Source organism: Paraburkholderia sp. CNPSo 3274 (assembly GCF_024206475.1).
Taxonomy (GTDB): domain Bacteria; phylum Pseudomonadota; class Gammaproteobacteria; order Burkholderiales; family Burkholderiaceae; genus Paraburkholderia.
The window spans coordinates 39,684-62,032 of the sequence record NZ_JAMBPR010000017.1 but is presented as its reverse complement, the minus strand read 5'-3'; the positions used below and the strand labels follow the sequence as shown (position 1 = coordinate 62,032).

General features: G+C 64.5%; 18 protein-coding genes and 1 pseudogene. 12 read left to right on the top strand and 7 right to left on the bottom strand.

The features are described 5' to 3' along the window. Nucleotides 1-38: 38 nt before the first annotated feature. Nucleotides 39-1,376, top strand: a complete 1,338-nt coding sequence (locus M3I54_RS13960; protein WP_254336749.1) for a GTP-binding protein — start codon at nt 39-41, stop codon at nt 1,374-1,376. Between the two features lie 133 nt (nt 1,377-1,509). On the opposite strand, the gene M3I54_RS13955 is transcribed toward M3I54_RS13960, so the two are convergent. Continuing rightward, nucleotides 1,510-1,788, bottom strand: coding sequence for an HU family DNA-binding protein (locus tag M3I54_RS13955; RefSeq protein ID WP_027815965.1), 279 nt, complete (start codon nt 1,786-1,788; stop codon nt 1,510-1,512). A 463-nt stretch (nt 1,789-2,251) separates the two neighbouring features. On the opposite strand from M3I54_RS13955, the gene mnmC reads away from it, so the two are divergent. The 7 genes from mnmC to M3I54_RS13920 all read left to right on the top strand — a co-directional run bounded on the left by mnmC (nt 2,252) and on the right by M3I54_RS13920 (nt 11,981). Further along, entirely contained in the window at nt 2,252-4,234 is a 1,983-nt protein-coding gene (gene mnmC / locus M3I54_RS13950; protein ID WP_254336748.1) for a bifunctional tRNA (5-methylaminomethyl-2-thiouridine)(34)-methyltransferase MnmD/FAD-dependent 5-carboxymethylaminomethyl-2-thiouridine(34) oxidoreductase MnmC, read from the top strand. 927 nt (nt 4,235-5,161) lie between these two features. Then, on the top strand, nt 5,162-6,367 hold the full coding sequence (locus tag M3I54_RS13945) for a cation:proton antiporter (RefSeq protein WP_254336746.1): 1,206 nt from the start codon (nt 5,162-5,164) through the stop codon (nt 6,365-6,367). Between the two features lie 55 nt (nt 6,368-6,422). Next, entirely contained in the window at nt 6,423-7,538 is a 1,116-nt protein-coding gene (locus M3I54_RS13940) for a YbdK family carboxylate-amine ligase (protein WP_254336744.1), read from the top strand. A 765-nt stretch (nt 7,539-8,303) separates the two neighbouring features. After that, nucleotides 8,304-8,942 (top strand): MarR family winged helix-turn-helix transcriptional regulator, encoded by a 639-nt coding sequence (locus M3I54_RS13935; protein WP_028203278.1) that lies wholly within the window; start codon nt 8,304-8,306, stop codon nt 8,940-8,942. 248 nt (nt 8,943-9,190) lie between these two features. Continuing rightward, on the top strand, nt 9,191-9,919 hold the full coding sequence (locus M3I54_RS13930; protein ID WP_254336742.1) for a glutamine amidotransferase: 729 nt from the start codon (nt 9,191-9,193) through the stop codon (nt 9,917-9,919). 141 nt (nt 9,920-10,060) lie between these two features. After that, nucleotides 10,061-11,173 (top strand): NADH:flavin oxidoreductase/NADH oxidase, encoded by a 1,113-nt coding sequence (locus M3I54_RS13925; RefSeq protein WP_254336740.1) that lies wholly within the window; start codon nt 10,061-10,063, stop codon nt 11,171-11,173. Between the two features lie 301 nt (nt 11,174-11,474). After that, nucleotides 11,475-11,981, top strand: a complete 507-nt coding sequence (locus tag M3I54_RS13920) for an SET domain-containing protein (RefSeq protein WP_254336738.1) — start codon at nt 11,475-11,477, stop codon at nt 11,979-11,981. A 79-nt stretch (nt 11,982-12,060) separates the two neighbouring features. Here the strand turns inward: M3I54_RS13920 and M3I54_RS13915 are convergent, their stop codons facing one another. Both M3I54_RS13915 and M3I54_RS13910 read right to left on the bottom strand, forming a co-directional pair. Next, nucleotides 12,061-13,629 carry a sensor histidine kinase gene (locus M3I54_RS13915; protein ID WP_254336736.1) on the bottom strand — a complete coding sequence of 523 codons (1,569 nt, stop codon included), beginning with the start codon at nt 13,627-13,629 and terminating at the stop codon, nt 12,061-12,063. Between the two features lie 199 nt (nt 13,630-13,828). Further along, the gene (locus tag M3I54_RS13910; protein ID WP_027815974.1) at nt 13,829-14,515 is read right to left on the bottom strand and encodes a response regulator transcription factor; all 687 of its coding nucleotides are present in this window, start codon (nt 14,513-14,515) and stop codon (nt 13,829-13,831) included. A 106-nt stretch (nt 14,516-14,621) separates the two neighbouring features. On the opposite strand from M3I54_RS13910, the gene M3I54_RS13905 reads away from it, so the two are divergent. Further along, nucleotides 14,622-14,852, top strand: a complete 231-nt coding sequence (locus M3I54_RS13905) for a DUF3717 domain-containing protein (protein WP_028203283.1) — start codon at nt 14,622-14,624, stop codon at nt 14,850-14,852. 103 nt (nt 14,853-14,955) lie between these two features. Here M3I54_RS13905 and M3I54_RS13900 read toward each other — a convergent pair. After that, nucleotides 14,956-15,270 (bottom strand): annotated as a pseudogene (locus tag M3I54_RS13900) (4a-hydroxytetrahydrobiopterin dehydratase); the annotation flags it as partial. Between the two features lie 155 nt (nt 15,271-15,425). Then, the gene (phhA, locus tag M3I54_RS13895) at nt 15,426-16,319 is read right to left on the bottom strand and encodes a phenylalanine 4-monooxygenase (RefSeq protein ID WP_254336734.1); all 894 of its coding nucleotides are present in this window, start codon (nt 16,317-16,319) and stop codon (nt 15,426-15,428) included. Nucleotides 16,320-16,460: 141 nt separating this feature from the next. Between phhA and M3I54_RS13890 the strand changes: the two genes are divergently transcribed. Beyond that, entirely contained in the window at nt 16,461-16,952 is a 492-nt protein-coding gene (locus M3I54_RS13890; RefSeq protein WP_028203286.1) for an Lrp/AsnC family transcriptional regulator, read from the top strand. Between the two features lie 49 nt (nt 16,953-17,001). Here M3I54_RS13890 and M3I54_RS13885 read toward each other — a convergent pair whose 3' ends face one another. Next, the gene (locus M3I54_RS13885; RefSeq protein ID WP_133183332.1) at nt 17,002-17,526 is read right to left on the bottom strand and encodes a class IV adenylate cyclase; all 525 of its coding nucleotides are present in this window, start codon (nt 17,524-17,526) and stop codon (nt 17,002-17,004) included. A gap of 205 nt (nt 17,527-17,731) precedes the next feature. Next, nucleotides 17,732-18,619, bottom strand: a complete 888-nt coding sequence (locus M3I54_RS13880) for a LysR family transcriptional regulator (RefSeq protein ID WP_254336732.1) — start codon at nt 18,617-18,619, stop codon at nt 17,732-17,734. A 112-nt stretch (nt 18,620-18,731) separates the two neighbouring features. On the opposite strand from M3I54_RS13880, the gene M3I54_RS13875 reads away from it, so the two are divergent. Next, on the top strand, nt 18,732-20,255 hold the full coding sequence (locus tag M3I54_RS13875) for a CoA-acylating methylmalonate-semialdehyde dehydrogenase (RefSeq protein ID WP_254336730.1): 1,524 nt from the start codon (nt 18,732-18,734) through the stop codon (nt 20,253-20,255). Between the two features lie 116 nt (nt 20,256-20,371). Next, on the top strand, nt 20,372-22,090 hold the full coding sequence (locus M3I54_RS13870) for a GMC family oxidoreductase (protein WP_254336729.1): 1,719 nt from the start codon (nt 20,372-20,374) through the stop codon (nt 22,088-22,090). The last annotated feature ends 259 nt before the right edge of the window (nt 22,091-22,349 follow it).

Sequence of the window (22,349 nt, the reverse complement as noted above, 5' to 3'; positions counted from 1 at the left end):
GGCGGGCCTCCCGACTCACTTTCTGCACCACAACTGCGATGAACCAGCCGCCACTGCCCGTCACCGTGCTCTCGGGTTTTCTGGGCGCGGGCAAGACCACGCTGCTCAACCATATCCTTTCGAACCGCGCAGGCCTGCGCGTGGCGGTGATCGTCAACGACCTCGCCTCGGTGAACATCGACGCCGCGCTCGTGCGCGACGCGTCGGCGCTCTCGCGCGTGGAAGAGCGCGTGGTCGAAATGTCGAACGGCTGCATTTGCTGCACGCTGCGCGACGACCTGCTCACCGAGATCCAGCGCCTCGCCGACCCGGCGCGCGCCGGCCACCGCTTCGACGCGATCGTGATCGAATCGACCGGCGTGGCCGAGCCCATGCCGATCGCGGAAACCTTCACGTTCGCTGGCGACGACGGCGTCGCGCTCGACGCGTTCGCGCGTCTCGACACGATGGTCACCGTCGTCGACGCATTCAACTTCCTGCGCGACTACGCGAGCGCCGACCAACTCGCGCAGCGAGGTGTTGCGACGAGCGAAGACGACGACCGCGCGATCGTGGAACTGCTCGTCGATCAGGTGGAGTTCTGCGACGTGCTCGTGCTGAACAAGGCCGACCTCGTGAGCGACGACGAACTCGCGCGCCTACAGCACATTCTCGCGCGCATCAATCCGCGCGCGGTGCAGGTGGTGAGCCGCTTCGGCAACGTGCCGCTCGAGGAAGTGATCCGTACCGGCCGCTTCGATTTCGATGCGGCGTCGAGCGCGCCGGGCTGGCTCGCGTCGCTGCATGACCATGACGATTGCGATGACCCGGCGCATTGCCACGATCCGGCGCATACGCATAAGCCGCGCAGCGAAGCCGACGAGTTCGGCATCAGCAACTTCGTTTATCGCGCGCGCCGCCCGTTTCATCCCGAGCGCTTCTGGGCGCTGCTCAACCAGGAGTGGAAGGGCGTGCTGCGCTCGAAGGGCTTCTTCTGGCTCGCCACGCGCAACGACGTGACGGGCACGCTCTCGCAGGCGGGCGGCGTGTGTCGTCACGGTCCCGCGGGCACATGGTGGGCCGCGCTGCCGCGCGAGGAATGGCCGCAGGACGCCGAACTCGAAAAGGAAATCGCCGCCGACTGGCAAGGCGATCTCGACGACCCCAGCGTCGGCGACCGCCGCCAGGAGCTGGTGATGATCGGCGTGGATCTCGAGCGCGACGCATGGCGCGCGAAACTCGATGCGTGCCTGCTCACCGATGCGGAATACGCGGCAGGCCCCGAAGCCTGGCTGGGCTACGCCGACCCGTTCCCGTCCTGGGAGCTCGACGACGACGATCATGATCATGATCATGATCACGGCGATCACGACGAAATCGTCCACCGTCCCGACTAACCCGAACGACGCGCTCAACGAACAACGGCGCCGCAAAAATGCGGCGCCGTTTGCTTTTGCGCCCGCGCTGCATGAACCGCGCAGGCGAAAAAAAACCCGCCAGGGGCGGGTGTCAACTTAAAGCGGCAATGCCTTAGCGCTTGTTGACGGCGTCCTTGAACGCCTTGCCAGCCGTGAACTTGACGGTCTTGGCAGCGGGAATCTTGATGGTTTCGCCGGTCTTCGGGTTGCGGCCCGTACGGGCTGCGCGCTTGCCCGAACCGAAGCTGCCGAAGCCGATCAGCTGAACCGCGTCACCCTTCGACACAGCCTTCTTGACCACTTCGAGGAGCGTGTCCAGCGTCTCACCGGTTTGTGCCTTGCTAGCGCCCGTCTGTGCTGCGACGGCGTCGATCAGTTCCTGTTTATTCATTGAGAAGTTCCTTTCTGTGTTTAGGTTGACACGAACAGCGCGAACGCGCCGATTATACGGACGCGTGCCGCGCCGTCGAGCAGCGACGGACCCGGAGCACCCCGGCGTTTTCGCGTTGCGGCGGCTAGCGTGTGTCTTATGCCGCAACGTCCGTGCTGCCGCTTCCCTGGGCGGCGCTTGCTATGATAGCGCAGCGCAAACCCAATAACGACAAGGGTTTCGAAGATTTCGCGCGGGAAATGCGGGTTTTTTGGAGCTTGCAGACGTTTTAGGGGTGTCCCCCCTCGCAAATCCCCCCGCCTGCGACGTTTTTCCCGCCGCACGCGTTGCGCCGCGCCAACGCAGCATGCGGCCAAACGCCGGCCCGGCAAGCGTTTGCGGCGACGCGATCAGCCTTCGCCACACGCTTTTTCCAGCCTCGAGCCTTACCTGTTTTTTCCTCACCTCTGGCTTCGCGCTCCTCATGACCGCCACCCTGACACCCGCCACGCTCGCTTTTCGGGAAGACGGCACGCCGTTTTCGCCCATCTACGGCGACGTTTATCACAGCGCTGCAGGCGCATTCGCACAGGCCCAAGCCGTCTTTCTGAACGGCAACGCGTTACCACAGCGCTGGCAAAACCGGCGGATCTTCACCGTGGCCGAAACCGGCTTCGGCATGGGCGTGAACTTTCTCGCCACGTGGTCGGCATGGCGCGACGACCCGGCGCGCTGCGAACGCCTGCATTTCGTTTCGGTGGAAAAACATCCGTTCGCGCGCAACGACCTGCAGACCGCACTCGACGCAGTCGTTGCGCACGCACGCGAAGCGCCGCTCGCGCGCGAACTCGTGAACGCCTGGCCGATGCTCGTGCCGGGCACACACCGCCTGGAATTCGAAGGCGGACGCGTCACCCTCACGCTCGTTTTCGGCGACGCGCTCGAGGTATTTCCCAAAATGTGGATGCGCGCCGATGCGATCTACCTCGACGGCTTCGCCCCTGCGAAGAATCCGGACCTCTGGTCCCCGGCCATTTTCAAGGCGCTCGCTCGCATTGCCGGCGAGGACGCCACCTTCGCGACCTGGAGCAGTTCGGGGGACGTCAAGCGCGCGCTGCAGCAAAGCGGCTTCGAATACCGCAAGGTGGAAGGCTTCAACGGCAAATGGGAGATGCTGGTCGGACGCTTCGCGCCGCGCTGGCGCGTGCGCCGCTACGAGCCGCCGCTGCCGCTTGCGCTACGCGAGCGGCACGCCGTCGTCGTGGGAGCGGGACTCGCCGGCTGTGCGCTCGTCGAGCGGCTGGCCGTGCGCGGCTGGCGCGTGACGCTCATCGAACGCAACGCCGCGCCGGCGCTCGAGGCATCGGGCAATCCGGCCGGCGTGTTTCATCCGCTGATTTCCCGCGACGACAGCAGCGCGTCGCGCATCACGCGCGCGGGGTTTCTCTACGCGCTGCAACGCTGGGCCGCGCTCGAAGCCGCCGGCCATGCGCCCAGGCGCTCGCACGCCGGCTTGCTCCATCTCGCCACCGACGACGAATCGCGTGCCGTCGCCGCTGCGCTGGAATCGTTCGGGTATCCCGAAGAATTCGTGAGCGCCGTCACGCGCGAGCAAGCGCAGGCGCTGGCCGGCGTCGCGCTCAATCAGGGTGGGTGGTTCTATCCGCAGGGCGGCGCGATCGACCCGGCCACGCTCTGCCGCGCCCAATGCGCCTACGCCGCCGCGTTGCCCGGCGCGCAGGTCGAGACACGTTTCGGTGTGCGTATCGGTCGCATTGCGCGCGCCGGCGAGGACGCTTCCGACGAATGGCAGGTGTTCGACGACGCCGGACGGCTCGTCGCCCAGGCGGCCGCGGTGATCTTCGCCAACGCCCAGGACGCCTCGCGCGCCGCCGCGCTCGCGCATGCGCCCACCCGCATCGTGCGCGGCCAGCTCACCCTCGTCGATCCCAGCCCGCTCGCGAACTTGCGCGTGCCCGTGATCGGCGAAGGTTATGCGGTGCCGCTCGACGGCGGCGTCACACTCGCAGGCGCCACCTACGAAGTCGACGACGCCGACGACGCGCTGCGCGCCGCCGGCCATACCGAGAATATCGAACGCGTCGCGCAGATGCTGCCTGAGCTTGCCGATGCTCAGAGCGAGCGAGAGAGCGATTTCGCGGGCCGCGTGGCGTTCCGCTGCGTCACCAGTGACCGCATGCCGATGCTCGGCCCGCTCGCCGACGAAGACGCCGCCCGCCGCGGCGCCCAGCGTCTGGCCGGCGCATGGCCGCTCGACCTGCCGCGCGCAAGCGGCCTCTACGGCGCGTATGCGTTTGGCTCGCGCGGACTCGTGTGGGCGGGGCTGGGGGCGGAACTGATCGCGTCGCAGCTCGAAGGCGAGCCGTGGCCGCTGGAGCGGGAACTTGCGGACCAGCTCGATCCGGCGCGCTTCCTGCAGCGCGACTTGCGCCAACGCAGTCTTTGAGCGCGGCGCACGGAAACAGGCCAACCGGGTTATTCACGCAAATCTGTGGATAACCGCGCGAATTGCCAGCGAATCGATTGTGGAACCGATGTGGACGTAAACTGGGTAACTCGGTACAGCCCGTTCCAGGCCCAAAAGTTACTCTTCGAAGTGCGCGTGGACCGCACATGCTTTGCGCGCGGTTGTGCGAGCGCCAACTCATGGATTCCTTTCCGTAAACCGCGGTTATCCACAGCAAACCCAGGCCCTTGTTAACTTCTACTACGTATACATACGGTAAACCGTAAACCCTAGGCTAACGCCATCGCTACCGGGCAAGTACGACCCAACCGGAGTTCGAAAACCCCAGACGAAAGCGGCTTGTCGACGCGGTCATTTTTTCCGCATACGTCACCAAAAGCGCACACTGAGGACGCTATTACCGTCTTTGTCGATGCTTTCGAGGAGGTGGGGACAATTGCAAAAAAGCTATGGCACAATCGCCGTTCTTTCCGCGTCAAATGCCGCATCAGACGGTCGACGCATCCAAGGAACGGTTGCCCCTCATCCTGAATCTGAGTGCTCAGGGTAGACGGCAGCGTTCGTTCATCCAACGCGGGCGCAGCCACACCACACGCAAGGCGCCCGTACCGGCTGTTCGCCGCACCGTCATGTGCCGGCGCACTGCTTTGCCGCAGCGTTTTGCCGCACTGTTTGCCCGCACTCGCCGCAGGAAGCGCCTATTCGCGCCAGTTCGCCCTATCGTCACATCGCCGGGCTAGCCGGCTGCATCGGCTGACGCGCAGGCAGGCAAAAGACGGGGGGTAGAGGTGTCGTTCGCCTCGTGCGGCATGCGGCTTGCCTGTTAGCCAGTCGTATGTCGATCTACCGTCGGACAGCCGGATTCGATCCCACGCAAGATGTCGTTGCCAAGGAGAAGCCACCACGATGAAATCGGCGTTTTCGTTTTTTCCCGCCTGGCCGTTGCCGCTCGACGGTATTTTCTGGGCCGGGCTCGCGCTGCTCGCCGCCGGTTTGTGCGGCGAGCTTTGTTATCGGGCGTGGCGCTTGCCGCGGATTTCGGGCTATGGCGTGATCGGGCTCATTGCCGGGTCGGCCGGGTTCGGCGTGATCGACGCCGATGTCGGCACGTCCGCGCGGCCGCTGCTCGACGTCGCGCTCGGCCTGCTGCTGTTCGAACTGGGCAGCCGCCTCGACCTGCGCTGGATCCGCCGCAATCCCTGGCTCATCCTTTCGAGTCTTGCCGAGTCTTCGCTCACTTTCGTGCTCGTGCTCGCGGTGCTGCTGTTCCTTTCCGTGCCGACGATGATCGCGCTCGTCGTGTCCGCGATCGCCATGGCGACGTCGCCTGCCATGGTGATCCAGCTCAAGACCGAACTGCGCGCAGAAGGCCAGGTCACGCAGCGCCTGCTTACGCTCACGGCGCTCAACAGCATGTATGCGGTGATCGTGGAAAAGCTCGCCTCGACCTGGCTGCATCAGGAAATGTACGGCAACGTGTTCGCGACGATCCTGCAGCCGCTTTATCTGCTGATCGGCTCGCTGATTCTCGCGTTCGTGCTCGCCCGCGCGTGCACGCTGTTTTACCGTCGGCTGAGCCCGCAGGACGAGCACTCGTTCGTCGCGCTCTTCGGCCTCGTGCTGCTGGCGATCGCCATTGCGCATCTGCTCAAGCTTTCGACGATCCTGAGCCTGCTTGCCGCGGGCATCATCGTGAAGAATCTGGAGCCGCGCCCGCAGTTGTGGCCGCAGCACTTCGGCACGGCCGGATGGCTGCTTACGGTAATTCTGTTCGTGCTCACGCTCACCAACTTCGAGTGGCACGACGTTCTCGTGGGCGGCGCGGCAGCAGCGGGGCTGATCGTCGCACGTCTCGTGGGCAAGCTCGTCGGCGTGCTGATATTTGCCAAACCGAGTGGGCTGCACTGGAAGCAGGGTGTGGCCCTCGGAATCGCCTTGACGCCAATGTCGGCGCTCGCGCTGCTGCTCGTCGAAGACACCTACGAGCTTTATCCGACGTTCGATCCGCGCCTGCGCGCGATCATTCTTTGCTCGATCGTCGTGCTGCAGCTCTTCGGACCCTGGCTGGTCTATCGCGCGCTTGCGCTCGTCGGCGAACGCGGCGAAAAATGAATCTCGCGGCGCGCGCGGCCAGTGGCTTGCGCGCGACGCCCTGACAGGAAACGCCATGTCACTTGAAACGTTTGTCGATTCGAAGCCGTTCACGTTCGGCATCGAACTCGAAATGCAGATCGTCAACACGCACGATTACGATCTGACCAAGGCGGGCAGCGACCTCATGCGCCTCGTCAAAGATCAGGAGATTCCGGGCAATATCACGCCCGAAATCACCGAAAGCATGATCGAACTCTCCACCGGCATTTGCACGAATCACGAGCAGGCCGTGGCCGACCTGCGCAAGATTCGTGACGTGCTCGTCGCCGCGGCCGATCGTCTCAACGTCGGTCTGTGCGGCGGCGGTACGCATGCGTTCCAGGAATGGAGCGACCGTCGCATCGTCGATACGCCGCGCTTTCAGTATCTTTCCGAGCTGTACGGCTACCTTGCGAAGCAATTCACCGTGTTCGGCCAGCACGTGCATATCGGCTGCCCGGATGCGGACAGCGCGCTGTTCCTGCTGCACTCTCTTTCGCGCTTCATCCCGCATTTCATCGCGCTCTCGGCGTCGTCGCCCTATGTGCAGGGCGTGGACACCGGATTTCATTCGGCACGACTGAATTCCGTGTTCGCATTTCCGCTGTCGGGCCGCGCGCCGTTCGTGCTGGGCTGGGAGGAGTTCAAGGAGTACTTCTCGAAGATGGTGCACACGGGCGTTGTCAACAGCATGAAAGACTTCTACTGGGACATCCGCCCGAAACCGGGCTTCGGCACGATCGAGGTGCGCGTGATGGACACGCCGCTTTCGGTGGAGCGCGCCGCCGCGATCGCCTGCTACATCCAGACGCTCGCACGCCATCTGCTTACCGATCGACCGATTGCGCCGCTCGAGGACGACTACCTCGTGTACACGTTCAACCGTTTCCAGGCGTGCCGCTTCGGCCTGGCCGGCACCTGCGTGAATCCGCAAACAGGCGAGCGCCGCACGATTTCCGAAGACATTCTCGAAACGCTGGACCGGATCGCGCCGCACGGCGAGGTGCTCGGCTCGACGCGCGCGCTCACCGAAATCGGCACGATCGCCCGCGCGCAGAACAACGACGCCACGTGGCTGCGCAGCGTGGTAGCCGAGGAAAAATCGCTGCACGAAGCCGTGCGGCAGCAGTGCCTGCGCTGGCGTGCCTGACGGGAATCGCAAGGGCGAGCCGGCGGACACACAGGACCACTGACCGATTTTCGCGGTGTGCCAGATCCGGCCCGCGCCGGCAAAACAGGATGCAAGGGCAGCTTTCGGGCTGCCCTTCGTGCTTTCAGGGACCGGAAAACGGGTAAGAAGCGGGTAAAAAACGGGCCAAAAACGGGTCGCGTTGGTTCCGTGCGCCACTTTTTTGAGGCGGACGAAAATTTTTTTGCTGGCTTCGAGGTACCTGGGGGTTCTTATTTTTTTGACCTGGATCTCGACATGGTCCATATTCATGAACAAATGGCCCCCCACCGTTGTGAGTAACCTTCGATTTCCCTGCAAACTCAATGGACTACGTAATGATTGGTTAGCCACAATCGGGCAGATTCCAGTTGCGTTTGAGACAGAAATCCGCGATAACCTGCATGAGTCACGGGGCGACGATTGCGAGCGGTCAAGAATTTGTACACATGGCAATAGCGTGCTTATCAACGGGTTATCCACAATTCACGTTGGATAAGTTAGCTGTGCGATTTGCCGCTCTCGCATAGAATGTCGGTTTGTTGCACCGGCGTCGGGACTTGAAGGATGTTTCCGGGGCCTGCGGCAAGCAGCATGACAGTGCAACGCATACGATGGCGTACGCGGAGCAGGAATTTTTTGAGATGGTGCGGCGCTCGGGGAACCGGGCGCCAGCGTTCCCACAGGCCGTCGGTCAGAGCGGCGGCTGACGATGCAGCGCAAGCTGCCAATAACCAGCGAAAGACTATGAGCGAAGGCGTATACGGAGAGCAGGCAGCCGGGCGGGTGACCCATAGCCTGCTGCGACTTAGCACGGCAATGCGGAGCCAGGCGTGGGACTGGGCCGAAGGGGCAGGACTCACGCCTACCCAGGGCGAAATTCTCGTGCTGCTGATGCAGCGTAAGGGGCCGATGCGCCTCGGCGAGATCGCGCGTGAAACGGCCCTCACGGCCGCGACCACCAGCGATGCGGTGAGCACGCTCGAAACCAAGGGGCTGGTCGAAAAGCGCCGTGCGCTCGACGACGGCCGCGCACTCGCGGTGCGTCTCACCTCGCGCGGCCGCACGGCGGCGAAAAAGGCCTCGCAGTGGCCCGACTTCCTGTCGAAGGCGGTCGGCACGCTGAAGGCGGACGAGCAGTCCACGCTTTATCGCACGCTGCTCAAGACGGTTTATCTGCTCGAATCGCAGGAAACCAGCCCGCAACACCGCATGTGCCTGACCTGCTCGCATTTCGAGCCGAGCAAGAACCCGAAGAAGACGCCGCATCACTGCCAGCTTCTGAACATCAACATGGCTGACACGGATCTGCGTCTCGATTGCTCGGTCTACGAACAGGCCGACGTGACGACCCAGAAGAAAAACTGGAAGATCTTCGCGGTTTAAGGCTGAAGCTGCGCCGCCGCCCCACTGCGGGCGGCGCGCGTCATGCATGTAATGCACGGTAATGCAAAGTATCGCTTTGTCGATGGCGTGCCGACGTTGTGTGCATCAGACGCATGCGTGGCAATTTGTGTAGTTCTCGCAAGTATTTGCCACAAGTTTCTTGTCACGACCGTTGGCGCGAACGTTCGCACGCGCCGTGAAAAAGCGGTGACGTGCATGCCGCCCACAGCCGACCCGGGAATGTGCCGATGAATCGCGAAGTATTGGCTGTGCGCCATGTCTATTTCGAGGACCTCGGCAGCTTCGAGCGCGTGCTCGGCGACCGTGGACGCCCCGTGCGTTACGTCGACGTCGGCTTCGCGCGTGTTGGCGCGCTCAATCCCTTGTCGGCGTCGCTCATGGTCGTGCTCGGCGGCCCGATCAACGCGTGCGACGATGCGCGCTACCCCACACTCGTTCCCCTTACCGCGATGATCGAAAAGCGCGTCGCGGCGGGTCTGCCTACGGTCGGCATCTGCCTCGGCGCGCAACTCATTGCGCGGGTGCTCGGTGCTCGCGTGTATGCGGGACCCCTGCCCGAGATCGGTTGGACGCCGCTCACGCTCACCGACGCGGGCCGCGCCTCGCCGCTGCAGCACCTCGACGGCGCGGCGACCTCCATGCTGCACTGGCATGGCGATACCTTCGATCTGCCGCAGGGCGCGACGCGTCTCGCTTCCACGCCGCTATCCGAGAACCAGGCATTTTCATGGGGCGACCACGTGCTCGGCCTGCAGTGCCATCCCGAAGTGCGCGCCGACCGCTTCGAGCCCTGGCTGATCGGTCATGCCGCTGAAATCGCCAGCGCGGGCGTGGACGTGAACGCGCTGCGCGACGACACGGCGCGCCACGGGCCGCGGCTCGAAGCGCAGGCGAGCCGCATGTTCGGCGAATGGCTCGATGCCGTCGATGCACAGATGGCCGCGCGCCAACCCTGAAGCGCGCCTGAACCCAGCCTGAACCCAACTTGATCCACCTCGCGCGGGCGCACGCCGCGTACGCGTTGTGTTCCTTGTCGAACGCGTGAAAAAAGTGCGTGCTATTCTCGGACGCTTCTGCCAACCGTCCGTGGACCTCCCATGAGCAAGCTCTTCACTCCGCTCGAACTGCGTGGCGTGACGCTCCCCAATCGCATCGTCGTTTCGCCGATGTGCCAGTACTCCGCCGAGCGCGGCGAAGCCAACGACTGGCACATGATCCATCTCGGCCACCTGGCGCTTTCGGGCGCCGCGATGCTCTGCATCGAAGCGACGTCCGTCGAGCCCGACGGCCGTATCACGCCTGGCGATCTCGGCCTGTGGGACGACGTGACCGAAGCCGCACTCGAGCCCGTGATTGCCGCCATCCGCCGCCATTCGCCTATCCGCGTTGCCATGCAGATCTCGCACGCGGGGCGCAAGGCGTCGAGTCATGTACCTTGGGAAGGTGGCCAGCTGATTTCGGTCGCCGACGGTGGCTGGCTGCCGCACGCGCCTTCGGCGCTCGCGCACAAGGAGGGCGAGGCGCCGCCGCTCGCACTCGACGTCGCGGGTCTGAATCGCGTGCGCGATGCGTTCGTGGCCACGGCGCGCCGCGCTGCGCGTCTTGGCATCGATGCCCTCGAAATCCACGCGGCCCACGGCTATTTGCTGCACCAATTTCTCTCGCCGATCGCGAACCGGCGCAGCGACGAGTACGGCGGCTCGCGCGAAAACCGCATGCGCTTTCCGCTCGAAGTCTTCGACGCCGTGCGCGCCGAATTTCCCGCCGATCGCCCGATTGGCGTGCGCGTTTCGGCATCGGATTGGGTCGATGGCGGCTGGACGCCTGAGGACACCGTCGTCTTCGCGCAGGCGCTCAAGGCGCGCGGCGCGGACTGGATCGACGTGTCGTCGGGCGGCGTGTCGCCTCTGCAAAAGATTCCGCTCGAGCCCGGCTATCAAGTGCCGTTCGCGCGCAAGGTGAAGGCCGAAACCGGCATGACGACAATTGCGGTGGGCCTCATCACCGACGCCTTGCAGGCCAACCAGATCGTCGAAGACGGCGAAGCCGACATGATCGCGATGGCGCGCGCGATGCTCTACGATCCGCGCTGGCCGTGGCACGCCGCGGCGCAACTCGGCGCTAGCGTGAGCGCGCCGCCGCAATACTGGCGCTCGCAACCGCGCGAGTTGAAGAAGCTGTTCGGCGAGACGACGCTCGGCCAGCGCTGAAACACGCTGGGCGTCGTGGTTTCTCACGGCGCATATGGGTTGAACGAAAGAGGCGCGAGCGTGTACGATGCCGTCTGTGGCGCGCCGGGCGTCGCATGAGCGCGGCGCCCAATCGGCGCCGCGTTTGCGTACGGACCGCGACGAGGCAGCACGCGAGGTTTGATGCAAGGCCAGGCAGACCGTTGGGCACGGCTTCGTGAGAGAGCCGCAGGCGGCGCGCGAGAGGATGCGAAGGCAACTCGCTCACGCCGCCTGTCATGACCGGGACAGTCTCCCCCAGTACTTCACAAGGATTCATTCAATGAGTGAACGCAGGATCGTCGTGCGCCAGTCGGGCGTGCACGGCAAGGGCGTGTTTGCGGCGGTCTCCATTGCGACCGGCGAACGACTGATCGAATACAAGGGCGAGCGCATCTCCTGGAAGGAAGCGCTGCGGCGTCATCCACATAATCCTGACGAACCGAATCACACGTTCTATTTCGCGCTCGACGACGGCGACGTGATCGACGGCAAGGTGAAGGGCAACAGCGCGCGCTGGATCAATCATTCGTGCGCGCCGAACTGCGAAGCCGAGGAAATCGAAGGACACGTCTATATTCACGCGCTGCGCGATATCGCCGAAGGCGAGGAACTCTTCTACGATTACGGCCTTGTGATCGACGCGAAGCAGACGAAGAAGCTCAAACGCGAATACGAATGCCGTTGCGGCGCCCGCAAGTGCCGCGGCACGATGCTCGCGCCGCCCGACGACGACAAGTCTGCGAAGGGCGCGAAAGCGGTGAAGGGCAAGAGCAAAAAGAAGAAGTAAGCGCCGCAACGCGCGTCGCACCGCATCAAGCACAAGGGCCGCATGAGCGGCCCTTGTCGTTTTCGTGGCACTTGCAGCATCAGAGATCGATGCTCGCCTGGTGGGTCGGTTTCTTCTCGCGAGACGTCTCGTCCGACTCGAGCGCGCGCAGATGCGCGGTCTCCAGGGAGGTGGCCTCCTTGCTGTCTTTCCGCTCGCTGGCGTCCTTGCCGCCAGGCGCGCTGCGATGCGCGAGCGGCAGCCGCACGATGAAACGCGCGCCGCCTTCCGGCGCATCTTCGTAATGCACGCTGCCCCGATGCAGCGTCATGATGTCGTGGACGATCGCGAGACCAAGGCCCGCGCCGCTATCCACACCGCTCTCGCTCTGACCGTCGCCGCGGAAAAAGCGCTTGAAGAGATCCGCTTGCTGCGAAGCGGGCACGCCGCTGCCGTTGTCTTCCACGATGATCTCGGCCGTCGGCAGGCCTTCCGCGGAGGACTGCGAAACGGTTACGGTGATGCGCGCGCCTTCGAGACGCGCGGGCGGCAGATATTTGAGTGCGTTGTCGAGCAGATTCGCGATGACCTCGTGCAGCAGCACGGGGTTGCCGCGCACCATCAACGGCGTGTCGTTTTCGGGATCGTCGAGGCGCTGGAAACCGAGGTCGACGTGGCTCGCCAGCGCGCGCGGTACCCACTCGGCGCCTGTCTCGAAGGCGAGCGCGGCCATGTCGATATCGACGAAGCGCGCGGCCTGTTCACCCGGCTCCGCGCGCGCGAGCGAGAGCAGCTGATTGGACAGACGCACCGCGCGATCGGCGGCCGCACGTAGCTCGCGCACCGCGTCGTTGACCTTTTGCGGCTCGCGCGCGTTCACGGCCTGCTCGGCGTGTAGCTTCACCGCGGTGAGCGGCGTACGCAGCTGGTGGGCGGCGTCGGCGATGAACTTGCGCTGCGCGTCGAGCGCGGTCTTCAGGCGGCCGAGCAGTGCGTTCAGCGCGCCCGTGAGCGGACGGATCTCGACCGGCACGTAGGTCTCGTCCACGGGTTCGAGGGACGTGTGCGTCTGGCGGTTGAGCGAGTCGGCGAGCGCGGTGAGCGGGTTGAGCTGCTGGTTGACCACGCGCCACACGATGACCCAGCCGGCGAGCAGCAGGAGCAGCAACGGCATCATGATCGCGACGAGAAATTCGGCCGCGATGCGAAAGCGATGATGCACCGGCTGACCGACTTCCACGACGATCGGATTGCCATGTGCCTGCGGCACGCGCACCTGGGCGACACGCACCGTGACGCCCTTATAAATCGTTTCGAACACGTACGCGTAGTGCATGCGGCGCACGTTGGTGCCCTGCAGCGGCAGGTCGTGGTCGCCCGCGATTTCGGTTTCGCCGTTGCTGATGCGATAGATGAGGTGCTCGACGGGGTCGGAAAACATCGCCTGCGCGAGCGGCGGGACGGTACTGGCGGCATCGTCGCCGGCGATCTGGATCTGGCGGGAAATGGCCGTGGCGAGGTCGGCGAGCGAGCGGTCGACCACGTGCTGCGTGTACTGCCAGGCGAGCCAATAGGCGATCAGGCCGCTCATCAGCGCGAGCAGCGAAAGCGGGGCGGCGAGGCGCCGTAGCAGCGTGCGCCGCAGACTCGTTGCGGCAGGTGAGGACATGATGGCTTCGGGGCGAATGACGAATCGTGGGTGCGGCGGCGGGCGCTGCACGGGACCGATCCATTGTACGCGGGCCGCGGGCGTGGCGGCTGAAGTGCCGGTGAGGCACCGGAAGCCGGCATCACGGAGCAGGCGCCATCAAGCGCAAACGGCGGCGGAGTGACCCGCCGCCGCTGGCTGGCTCAGGAAACGAGGCGAATCAGGCCGCCTGGCGGATTTCCTGCAGCAGATAGCCGAAGCCGCGCACCGTGACGATCTCGACACGGCAGTTCTCGAGCTTCTTGCGCACGCGGTGCACATAGACTTCGATCGCGGTGTCGCCGAGGTCGCCGCCGAAGTGCGTGAGGTGGTCCTGCAGTTGCGCCTTGCTCACTACGCGGCCGTGACGCAGCAGCAGCATTTCGAGCACGGCGAACTCGCGCGGCGAGAGTTCGAGCGGCTTGTCGTCGTTGAAGATGCGGCGATCGACGCCCGACAGACGCACGCCGCCGAGCGACACTTCGGGGCGCGGCACGTCGCCGTGCGGTCCGCTGCGGCGCATCACGGCGCGAATGCGCGCTTCGAGTTCGGCCGGTTCGAACGGCTTGAGCATGTAGTCGTCGGCGCCGGAATTCAGACCCTGGACGCGGTCGTTCAATTCGTCGCGCGCGGTGAGCACGATGACGGGCGTGTGCCGGTTGCTTTGGCGAAAGCGCGAAAGCAGCGTCATGCCGTCGATGCCCGGCAGCCCGAGATCGAGGATCACGAGCTCATGGCGATTTTGCGTGAGGGCCTGTTCGGCGAAGATGCCGTCGTGGACCATGTCGACGGTGAAGCCGGCTTGTTCGAGGCTGGACTGGATACCGCGTGCGATAGGGCGGTCGTCTTCGATCAGAAGGAGTCGCATGGAATTCGCTCAAGTACAATGGGTTTTAGCGTTCAGGCACGCAGTTCGCGAAGCGTCGCTTGCTAGCCTCAAGGCACAGCCCGACGGTTGCGCGATCACGATCCACATGTCCGATATTTCGATCACCGAACTCGAAGCCGCGATCAACTTCTGGCGCAACCGCTCGCCTTCGATTGGCGATGAACTCGCGTTGTGCCAGGAGGCGAGTGCGCTCTCCAAGCCTTATGCGCTGCTGATTGTACAGCGTCAGAACGCCATCTCACCGGAACGTTTAGACCCGATTGCCCGCGCTGCCTGGGAGTCTTACGTATCCATCAAGAATAGCCTTCAAAGCTGAAGGTTTGAAGGCCCGGCACCCTGCATTATGCTTTCACGGTGCGCTGTGCGCTCGTTGTATGTCTTCGCCGTGCGCACAGCGTACCCATGCCTGGTAGCGCCGCTTATGCGCTGAGCGGTCCCGGCGCGATCGAATCGATGAAGCGCGCGAGTTCGATGTCGCGCGAGGTGAGGCCGTCGGCTTCGTGAGTGGAAAGCGTGATCTCCACGCGGTTGTACACGTTGAACCACTCGGGGTGATGGTTCATTTCCTGGGCCTTGATGGCGACGCGCGTCATGAAGCCGAAGGCTTCGTTGAAGTCGGCAAAGCGGAAATGGCGCTGGATCGCATCGCGGCCGGCGACGGCTTGCCAGCCGCGCAGGTCGGCGAGTTGCGATGCGCGCTCTTCGGATGTGAGTCGGTTGATCATCGTTGCACCTGTATTGAGCTTGAGGCCTGGCGTGCGCCGTTAGCCGATCAGCCATTTTTTCACGTATGGGGCACGCGTGCGAGCGCTCGAATCATGGAACGCGCGCTTGCTGCGGCGCAAAGCGCAGTTGCGTCCACTGTTGCGTCGATTAGCCCGCGTGTCGTTCAGACGTCTGCGTCGTCGAGCCAGCCCTCGCGCGTGCCGCGCGTGATGATCGTGTCGCTGTGCAGCATGTCGCCTGCCGCGTGAGGCGGCGCCGCGATGAGCGCCGCCGGATCGGCCAGGCGCGAAGCGATGCCCACGCCCAGCGCTTCGAAAAGCTGTGCGAACGAGTCGATCACGAAGTAGGTCTTCTGGAACGTGTCGATGCAATAGCGCGTGCGCAACACGCGGCCGAGGTCGAACGCGAGCCGGTTCGGCGCCGCGCTCTCCACGCTGTATAGCGTCTCGCCCTTGCTCGAGACGATGCCGGCGCCGTAGATCTTCACGCGATTGGGTGCGCTCGCGTCGCGTATCAAGCCGAACTCCACCGTGTACCAGTAGAGCCGCGCGAGCAACGGCAACGCGCGTTCCTCGACGGCGAGCGCGGCACCGCCATAGGCGTGAATCGCATCGGCGAAAGTGGGGTCGGTGAGCAGCGGCACATGGCCGAACAGATCGTGGAAACAGTCGGGTTCCTGCAGATAGTCGAGCTGATCGGGACGGCGCATCCACCAGGTGACCGGAAAGCGCCGGTTCGCAAGGTGCTCGAAGAAAATGCGCTCGGGCACGAGGCCCGGCACGGCCACGATGCGCCATCCGGTTGCCGCCATCAAACGCTCGCTCACTTGCGCGAAGGATGGAACATGGGAAACATTCAGGCCGATGCGCAGCGCACCCTCCATGAACGCATCGCAGGCGCGGCCTTCGAGCAGGGCGCGCTGGCGCCGGTACAGCAGGTCCCAGACGGCGTGATCGGCCGAGCCGTAGCGTTCGAGCGGCTGGTCGATCGTGAAATCGGGACGGGTAGTGAGACCCGCGTCGAACTGCTCCTGCAGTTTCGCGGTGGCGGCGACCATGTTCGTAACGCTCCACTAAAAAGGCTTGCTGTCATGCAAGTCTAGAGCGGTTGGCGCGCGGCATGTGCGCGTACTCAATGAGACGTGGCTATGTTATGCAATAATCGAGCGCAACATCGTCAATTAATGCGGATTTCATTCATGCTTGAACTCGACCATTTCGATCTGGCGCTGCTCGACGTGCTGCAGCGCTTTGGCCGCGCCACGCATCAGCAGCTTGGCGAGCAGGTGCCGCTTTCGCCCTCGCAGATCGGCAGGCGGTTGCAGCGCCTCGAGGCGTCAGGCGTGATCGACGGCTATCGCGTGGTGCTGCGGCCCGAAAAACTCGGGCTGGGCGTGACCGCGTTCACGAGCCTCAAGCTCAAGCATCATGGGGATTCGATCATCGAGCAGTTCCAGCAGCAGATCGACGTGCTGCCCGAAGTGCTCGAATGCCATGCTGTGGTGGGAGACGCCGATTATTTGCTGCGCATCGTCGCGCCCGATCTGAACGCGCTCTCGACGTTCGTCATGAAGAAGCTCATGCGCGTGCCCGGCGTGGACAGCGTGCGCTCGAACATCGTGCTCACCACCTTCAAGCGCAACGGGCCGCTGCCGCTCGGGCATCTGGAGCCGGGCGCGCCGGCGGCGTGAGCGCAATGGCGTAGCGGGCCGCAAGGGCCCGCTTGGCCGACCACAGATGTCAGGCCGCGTTGGCCGTATTGAGCAGATCCACGTATGCCACCGCGACGAGATCGCTTTCGTCCACGCCCAGCTTCGCGAACACCGCGTGCGCTTCGGCTTCACCGCCTTGCTCGTCGTCCTCGGGGCCGAGCACCACTTCCAGCTCGACAAAGTCGCCCAGGCCATCCACGCGGTCCAGGTGGATGCGCGTGCGGCCCGCCAGATACACGTGGCGCTCCTTCGAGACGATGCCGCGCGTGGTGAGCGCCGTGGCGAGCAGCGAGTGCATGGCCTCGGCGTTGGTGACGGGGCTGCGCGTGTAGTACGAGGCCTTCGGGCCGTCGCGGTCGTCGCGCTGATAGAAGATCAGCTCGGGCGGCGTGCCGTCGTCGAACTGGCGCAGCTTCAGGCGGCCGCGCGGTACATCGTAGAAGAAGTCCTGCTGGCGAAAGATCAGCGGAGCGTCGGTGGCGAGCTGGGAAGCGCGATCGCGCAGGGCGTCGAATTGACGGGCGCGGGCTTTGATTTCAATGTTGCGGGCCATGCAAGGCTCCTGTCGAACTAAGGGAACAAGGGGAACGATGGGAGAGGCTGGAAACGCGCCGCGCAGAGTGAGCACACCGTTGGGCGTGCAGAAAACGCGGAGCGAATTCCCAATCTATCAAAACTTGTGTGACAGCGCTGTTACGCGACCCGGCCAGCGCTAACGTCAGACATGAATGACGCATGCGCGTCTTCATGAGCGCGGCTCATATCGCCCATTGCGTTTCGATCGACTTGAGCGCCGCCGCGATGGTGGGCTCCTCGCGCCGCGCGGCGAGCGTGATGAAGGTGAGTTCCGTGGGCACCGTCACGCCTTCGACGATGGTGAGCCCATGCGCGTGCGCTTCGGCGAGAGCCGTGGAATCGCGTGCGAGCGTGAGGCCCACGCCCGACTTCACGAGATCGAGCATCGACGGCTCCTGGTCCACCTCGGCCACCTTGATGGGCCTGGCATGCGCGGCCTCGAACAGCGTGGTGAGCAGGCGATTGTGCGCGGAGGCGGGCGGTGTCCAGATCCACGGCAGCGCGGCGAGTGCGCGCCAGTCGCGCGCGTCCTTTACGCGGTCCTTCCAGCCCGCGGGCGCGAGCACACGATACTGGAAGCGCGTGAGCGTGATGGCGTGGAAGGTATCGGGGTCGGGCTCGGGCTGGCCGATGTAGTAGCCCACGTCGAGCTCGCGCGAGCGCACCTGGTCGAGCACCCAGCCCGACATGCCGTGGCGCAGCGCCGTTTCGATCTGCGGCCAGGTTTCGACGAGCTGGCGCAGAAAGCCGCCGAGGCGCAGGAACGCCGGATCGAGAATGGTGCCGATGCGCAAGCGCCCACGCACCTCGTGCCGCAGTGCAGCAGCGGCGCGCAGCACGTCGCCGGCCGCGGCGAGCGCGCGTTCGGCGTGCGGCAGCAGCGCCTGGCCGTCGCGCGTGAGCGCGAGGCCGTGCGAGGTGCGCGTGAAAAGGGAGACGCCAAGCGCCTCCTGCAAATGCTTGATCTGCAGGCTCACGGCCGGCTGCGTGAGATGCAGATGCGTGGCCGCGCGCGTGAGGTTGCCCTCGCGCGCGACCGTGACAAACGCTCGGAGCAAGGTCAGGTCCATCTCCTGATATTAAACCGCCTTATATCGCTGTTGAGCATTAATCATTGGATCGCGCCCAGGCCTCGCGATTACGCTAATTAGATCGAGGCTTCACGACAAAAGAGGCACACCCATGGGCGAGACACATCAGACGGAAGCCGGCGTACGCATGCTGACCCACTTCGTCAACGGCAAGCCGCTGGCTGGAACGAGCGAGCGTTATGGAGACGTCTTCGATCCGGCGTTCGGCAAAGTGAGCGCGCGTGTGCCGCTCGCAACCGTGGCGGAGGTCGACGCCGCTGTTGCCGCTGCGCAGGCGGCGTTTCCCGCTTGGGCCGAGATGGCGCCCATCAAGCGCGCGCGCATTCTCTTCAAGTTCAAGGATCTACTCGACCAGCATCACGACGAACTCGCCGAACTCATTACGCGCGAACACGGCAAGGTGTTCTCCGACGCGAAGGGCGAGGTGATGCGCGGCATCGAGGTCGTCGAGTTCGCGTGCGGGATTCCCAATCTGCTGAAGACCGATTTCACCGACCAGATCGGCGGCGGCATCGACAACTGGAATCTGCGCCAGCCGCTGGGCGTCGTCGCGGGCATCACGCCATTCAACTTCCCGATGATGGTGCCGTGCTGGATGTTCCCGATCGCGCTCGCGTGCGGCAACACGTTCGTGCTGAAGCCTTCAGAGCGTGATCCTTCCGCTTCGGTGCGGCTTGCCGAACTGCTCAGGGAAGCGGGGCTGCCTGACGGCGTGTTCAACGTCGTGCACGGCGACAAGGTGGCCGTGGACGCGCTGCTTGCGCACCCCGACGTTACCGCGCTGTCGTTCGTCGGCTCGACGCCGATCGCCGAATACATCTACACGGAAGGCACTAGGCACGGCAAGCGCGTGCAGGCGCTGGGCGGCGCGAAGAATCACCTCGTCGTGATGCCCGACGCCGATCTCGACCAGGCCGTGGATGCACTAATCGGCGCGGCCTACGGTTCGGCCGGCGAGCGCTGCATGGCGATTTCGGTGGCGGTGGCCGTGGGGCATATCGCCGACGAACTCGTCGAGCGTCTCACGCCGCGCGTGAAGGCGTTGCAGATCGGCAGCGGCATGGACGGCGCTTCGGAAATGGGGCCGCTAGTCACGGGCGTGCATCGCGCGAAAGTGCAGGGCTATATCGAGGCGGGCGTGGCTGCGGGCGCCAGGCTCGTCGTGGACGGGCGCGGCCACAAGGTGGACGGTCATGAGGACGGCTTCTTCCTCGGCGGCACGCTATTCGACGACGTGAAGACCGACATGACGATCTACAAGGAAGAGATCTTCGGTCCGGTGCTTTCGGTCGTGCGTGTGCCCGATTTTGCGAGCGCCGTCGAGTTGATCAACGCGCACGAATTCGCCAACGGCGTGTCGTGCTACACCTCGGACGGCGGCGTCGCGCGCGCCTTCTCGCGCCAGATCAAGGTGGGGATGGTGGGCATCAACGTGCCGATTCCGGTGCCGATGGCGTGGCACTCGTTCGGCGGCTGGAAGCGCTCGCTGTTCGGCGATCACCATGCATACGGCGATGAAGGCGTGCGCTTTTACACGCGTTACAAGAGCATCATGCAGCGCTGGCCCGACAGCATCGCCAAGGGCGCGGAGTTCACCATGCCGGTGGCAAAGTAGGCGAGCCGGAGCCGGACAGTTTTTCAAGCATGACGAAGTATTTGAGGCTGCCCGGCGCAGCAATCGCAGTTCCAGAAAGACGACATAACGAGAACGGTAGTAGCTGGAGACACATCATGCCTGCACCGAGTGGAGTTCAGGGAGCACGCGGCGCGTCCACGCGCCGCCTCGAAGGCGAATTCGACTATGTGATCGTTGGCGCGGGCACCGCGGGCTGCGTGCTCGCCAATCGCCTGACCGAAGACGCGGACGTCTCCGTGCTGCTCATCGAGGCGGGTGGCACGGACGACTATCACTGGATCCACATTCCCGTGGGCTACCTGTATTGCATCGGCAATCCGCGCACGGACTGGCTCTACAAGACCGCCGCCGAAAAAGGCCTCAACGGCCGCTCGCTCTCCTACCCGCGTGGGCGCGTGCTGGGCGGCTCGTCGTCGATCAACGGCATGATCTACATGCGCGGCCAGCGGGAAGACTACGACAACTGGGCGCGCGAGACCGGCGATTCCGCATGGTCGTGGGACAGCGTGCTGCCCGTGTTCCGCCGCAGCGAAGACCATCACGGCGGCGCGAACGAGTTTCACGGCGCGGGTGGCCAATGGCGCGTGGAGAAGCAGCGCCTGCGGTGGCAAATTCTCGAATCGTTCGCGCACGCCGCGCAAGAGCAGGGCATTGCCGCCACCGACGACTTCAATCGCGGCGACAACAGCGGCGTGGGCTATTTCGAGGTGAACCAGAAGCGCGGCGTGCGCTGGAGTGCGTCGAAGGCGTTCTTGCGCGCGGCGATGAAGCGGCCCAACCTCGCCGTCGTCACCGGGGCGCTCACACAGCGCGTGATATTCGAAGGCAAGCGTTGCGTGGGCGTGGAGTATCGCGGCGACGTCGATTACGTCGCGCGGGCACGTTGTGAAGTCATCCTGAGCGCCGGGGCCGTGAATTCGCCGCAATTGCTCGAGCTTTCCGGCATCGGCGATGCAGAGCGGCTCGCGCAACTCGGCATTGGCGTCGTGCAGGATCTGCGCGGCGTGGGCGAGAACCTCCAGGACCATCTGCAATTGCGCATGGCGTTTCGCGTGAACGGCGTGCGTACGCTCAATACGGCCTCCGCGCACTGGTGGGGCAAGCTGATGATCGGCATGCAGTACGCGTTCTTCCAGAGCGGGCCCATGTCGATGGCGCCCTCGCAACTCGGCGCGTTCGCGAAATCGGACCCGAGCGATCCCGCGCTCACGCGGCCCGATCTCCAGTATCACGTGCAGCCGCTTTCGCTCGACCGCTTCGGCGAGCCGCTGCATCGCTTCAACGCGTTCACCGCGTCGGTGTGCAACCTGCGGCCCACGTCGCGCGGCAGTATCCACGCCGTTTCGGCTGACCCGTCGCAGGCGCCCGCGATCGCACCCAATTATCTTTCGACCGATCACGACCTGCGCGTCGCGGCCAACTCGATAAGGCTCACGCGGCGCATCGCGGCTTCTGGCGCGCTTGCGCGTTACCAGCCGCACGAGATCCTGCCGGGGCTCGCGTTTCAGACTGAGGAGCAGTTGCGCGAGGCGGCGGGCAACGTTGGCACGACGATCTTTCATCCGGTCGGCACGTGCCGCATGGGCCGCGCGGACGACCCCGACGCCGTGGTCGACGCGCGCCTGCGGGTGCGCGGCGTGGAGGGCCTGCGTGTGGTGGACGCCTCGGTCATGCCGACCATTACCTCGGGAAACACGAATTCGCCGACGCTGATGATCGCGGAGCGCGCCGCCGCGATGCTGCGCGCCGACCGTCGCGAGGGGGTGCGTGCGCAAACGGAGGCCGCCGCCGGTGCAACGCTGACGACCGCCTGAGGGCATGGAGCGACGCGCAAGGCAGCGTCGATTCGACAACAATATGGGACGCGCGCGGAAGCGCTTCCGCGCGCGTGTTTTTTTACACCTGTCAGATGCGGGTTTGCGGTGATCGTGTCTCTAACGTGCTGATATCTTTTGTCGAACTGTCGTCAACTATCGGTTGTAATGTTTGCTGTCCTTGTGGCGCTCCCTTAAGTGCAAATCCCAATGATTGCGCTGCATCATTGGCGAGACAATGACGCGATAGTCGGCAGGC

Bases quoted from the DNA above. Each gene is read 5' to 3' on its own strand.
- M3I54_RS13960 (WP_254336749.1), top strand. From the start codon at position 39: ATGAACCAGCCGCCACTGCCCGTCACCGTGCTCTCGGGTTTTCTGGGC.
- M3I54_RS13955 (WP_027815965.1), bottom strand. From the start codon at position 1,788: ATGAATAAACAGGAACTGATCGACGCCGTCGCAGCACAGACGGGCGCT.
- mnmC (WP_254336748.1), top strand. From the start codon at position 2,252: ATGACCGCCACCCTGACACCCGCCACGCTCGCTTTTCGGGAAGACGGC.
- M3I54_RS13945 (WP_254336746.1), top strand. From the start codon at position 5,162: ATGAAATCGGCGTTTTCGTTTTTTCCCGCCTGGCCGTTGCCGCTCGAC.
- M3I54_RS13940 (WP_254336744.1), top strand. From the start codon at position 6,423: ATGTCACTTGAAACGTTTGTCGATTCGAAGCCGTTCACGTTCGGCATC.
- M3I54_RS13935 (WP_028203278.1), top strand. From the start codon at position 8,304: ATGAGCGAAGGCGTATACGGAGAGCAGGCAGCCGGGCGGGTGACCCAT.
- M3I54_RS13930 (WP_254336742.1), top strand. From the start codon at position 9,191: ATGAATCGCGAAGTATTGGCTGTGCGCCATGTCTATTTCGAGGACCTC.
- M3I54_RS13925 (WP_254336740.1), top strand. From the start codon at position 10,061: ATGAGCAAGCTCTTCACTCCGCTCGAACTGCGTGGCGTGACGCTCCCC.
- M3I54_RS13920 (WP_254336738.1), top strand. From the start codon at position 11,475: ATGAGTGAACGCAGGATCGTCGTGCGCCAGTCGGGCGTGCACGGCAAG.
- M3I54_RS13915 (WP_254336736.1), bottom strand. From the start codon at position 13,629: ATGTCCTCACCTGCCGCAACGAGTCTGCGGCGCACGCTGCTACGGCGC.
- M3I54_RS13910 (WP_027815974.1), bottom strand. From the start codon at position 14,515: ATGCGACTCCTTCTGATCGAAGACGACCGCCCTATCGCACGCGGTATC.
- M3I54_RS13905 (WP_028203283.1), top strand. From the start codon at position 14,622: ATGTCCGATATTTCGATCACCGAACTCGAAGCCGCGATCAACTTCTGG.
- phhA (WP_254336734.1), bottom strand. From the start codon at position 16,319: ATGGTCGCCGCCACCGCGAAACTGCAGGAGCAGTTCGACGCGGGTCTC.
- M3I54_RS13890 (WP_028203286.1), top strand. From the start codon at position 16,461: ATGCTTGAACTCGACCATTTCGATCTGGCGCTGCTCGACGTGCTGCAG.
- M3I54_RS13885 (WP_133183332.1), bottom strand. From the start codon at position 17,526: ATGGCCCGCAACATTGAAATCAAAGCCCGCGCCCGTCAATTCGACGCC.
- M3I54_RS13880 (WP_254336732.1), bottom strand. From the start codon at position 18,619: ATGGACCTGACCTTGCTCCGAGCGTTTGTCACGGTCGCGCGCGAGGGC.
- M3I54_RS13875 (WP_254336730.1), top strand. From the start codon at position 18,732: ATGGGCGAGACACATCAGACGGAAGCCGGCGTACGCATGCTGACCCAC.
- M3I54_RS13870 (WP_254336729.1), top strand. From the start codon at position 20,372: ATGCCTGCACCGAGTGGAGTTCAGGGAGCACGCGGCGCGTCCACGCGC.